A 1,939-nucleotide genomic window follows, 5' to 3' on the forward strand; every position below is an offset into this window, starting at 1 on the left:
AGATATTTCTCAATTCCTGTAATTGTGGCGGGTTTAGTTTCACGGTATTGAGTGACTTGGAACTGGTCGCCAAATTTAGGATGCGATCGCCATGTACCTTCTAGAGCGAGAGTCTGTCCTGCTTGGATATTGGCAAAGTTACCGACTACGGTGATTAGGTCTTGAGCCTTAGGTACTTTTAGCCGCGCAACAGTATAGCCTGTTTCTTCGGAGTGAAAAGTGAGGCGTTCGATGATGCCTTGGAGGTAGTCGGTGTTGTCAGGCATGAGCCATAAGGACGGATAAATGTAGCGATCGCTTTACCATTATTAGCTAAAATGTTGTAGTGCTACAATTGATTGGCGATCGCTCAAGTTAACCAGCGCAAACAATTATTTTACATAGAAATCTAAAACGATGACTATTCAACAAATTGAGTCGGCTATATTAGAACTTCCTCCTAGCGAATTTCGCAAAGTTATTGATTGGCTGTTGGATTTAGATTATCAACGTTGGGATGAGGAGTTAGAGAGTGATATTGAGTCGGGGAAGTTAGATTTTCTGGCACAGGAAGCGATTGAGGATTTTGAAAATGGATTTTGCAAGCAAATCTAATGCACTTCACAACCAGACGATTTTGGGGATATTACAAAGCTTTACCTGAAACTATTCAGGAGATTGCCGATCAAAGTTATGAGTTACTGAAAACCAATCCATCGCATCCATCTTTGCACTTAAAGAGAGTTGGGAAGTATTGGTCAGTAAGAATTAGTAAGGAATATCGGGCAGTGGGAATTGAGGTTGAGAAGGGTATTTCTTGGTTTTGGATTGGTACGCACGCTGAGTATGAACGTCTCATTGGGAAGTAATAATATTTGGGCGATCGCCATGTGCCTTCTAGGGCTAGAGTCTGTCCTGCTTGGATATTGGCAAAGTTACCGACTACGGTGATTAGGTCTTGAGCCTTGGGGACTTTTAGCCGTGCTACGGTATAGCCTGTCTCTTCCGATTGAAAGGTGAGGCGTTCGATAATGCCTTGGAGGTAGTCGGTGTTGTCAGGCATAAGCCATAAGGATGGATAAATTTAGCGATCTCCAACCAATCTAAACACAAGTGTGATCGCATCAAACACACCAACAAGCGATCACAAGTTGTCTAGCACAAGTAAAAAGATGACGAGAATGCGATGTCTTTCATAAATCAATGATGTATGTTTGTATAAGCTGATTGCTTAATATTTGACTAGAAAAATTTTTAGATATCGTTTCTATTGCGATCCCTCTCTGACATAATTTTCCCAGTAATAGAGATAACTCTGACTGTATCTGATTCAAGTTCAAAAACTGCGCGTTGACTAAAATCTTTTGCTAATTTACAAGCTTCTAACCTAGTCATCCCCTCTATTGCAAAGCTATTCTCCGACCATTTCCCATCAGGAGATTGTCCAACAACTTCAACAAAATTTAGTTTGCGATATTCTAGCAAATCACGAAGACTTTGATTTCTTTTTGAATTTTTCTCTTTAGATAAAACTTCTTCCAATGGATTAGATGCTGTGATGACGAAGATAGGAGTCTTTAGTGGTAACTGAATCGCATTTTTCCCCACCCAAAAATCTTCTGTCACCGTGACAGTACGTTTTACAATATGAGTCTTAGCAAATGCTTCCCATACATTATTCCTATCATTAATTAGCTTTGAGATTTGCTCTAATCGCAAGTCAATCTTTTTGATTCGATTCAGTGCATCTGATACGTCTGTTGTATTAGATAGAATACTTCTCCCATGTGCTAACTCACCTTACGCAGATAGAAAGCGCCCAAAAAAAATGACTGAGAATGTATACTGGAAGTAGGTTTGAGAGTAATTGCTTTGCCGAAACCAAGCTAAGATGAGGAAAGAAGATAAAAACATGAAGATGAACATGTTAGATCTTTATAGTGACTATCTAATTAGTTCT

The 1,939-nt window shown here is 39.6% G+C and carries 3 protein-coding genes and 2 pseudogenes; 2 read left to right on the forward strand and 3 right to left on the reverse strand.

Annotated features, from left to right (window positions below):
* Positions 1-266 (reverse strand): annotated as a pseudogene (locus AC805_RS16345) (ATP-dependent RecD-like DNA helicase); the annotation flags it as partial.
* 130 nt (positions 267-396) lie between these two features.
* Here AC805_RS16345 and AC805_RS16350 point away from each other — a divergent pair.
* Both AC805_RS16350 and AC805_RS27420 read left to right on the forward strand, forming a co-directional pair.
* Positions 397-594 (forward strand): hypothetical protein, encoded by a 198-nt coding sequence (locus AC805_RS16350; protein ID WP_055076402.1) that lies wholly within the window; start codon positions 397-399, stop codon positions 592-594.
* Positions 594-848 (forward strand): hypothetical protein, encoded by a 255-nt coding sequence (locus AC805_RS27420; RefSeq protein ID WP_055076403.1) that lies wholly within the window; start codon positions 594-596, stop codon positions 846-848. The genes AC805_RS16350 and AC805_RS27420 overlap by 1 nt, the downstream gene beginning before the upstream one ends.
* A gap of 2 nt (positions 849-850) precedes the next feature.
* On the opposite strand, the pseudogene AC805_RS27425 reads toward AC805_RS27420, so the two are convergent.
* Positions 851-1,042, reverse strand: a pseudogene (locus AC805_RS27425) (ATP-dependent RecD-like DNA helicase); the annotation flags it as partial.
* A 191-nt stretch (positions 1,043-1,233) separates the two neighbouring features.
* A complete protein-coding gene (locus AC805_RS16360; RefSeq protein ID WP_055076404.1) occupies positions 1,234-1,698 on the reverse strand; it encodes a DUF3293 domain-containing protein in 465 nt (154 codons plus the stop codon).
* Positions 1,699-1,939 lie beyond the last annotated feature (241 nt).

The sequence above is a fragment of the Pseudanabaena sp. 'Roaring Creek' genome, from assembly GCF_001402795.1.
Taxonomy (GTDB): Bacteria; Cyanobacteriota; Cyanobacteriia; order Pseudanabaenales; family Pseudanabaenaceae; genus Pseudanabaena.

Excerpts from the sequence above, each read along its gene's own strand:
- AC805_RS16350 (WP_055076402.1), top strand. The coding sequence starts at position 397 with ATGACTATTCAACAAATTGAGTCGGCTATATTAGAACTTCCTCCTAGC.
- AC805_RS27420 (WP_055076403.1), top strand. The coding sequence starts at position 594 with ATGCACTTCACAACCAGACGATTTTGGGGATATTACAAAGCTTTACCT.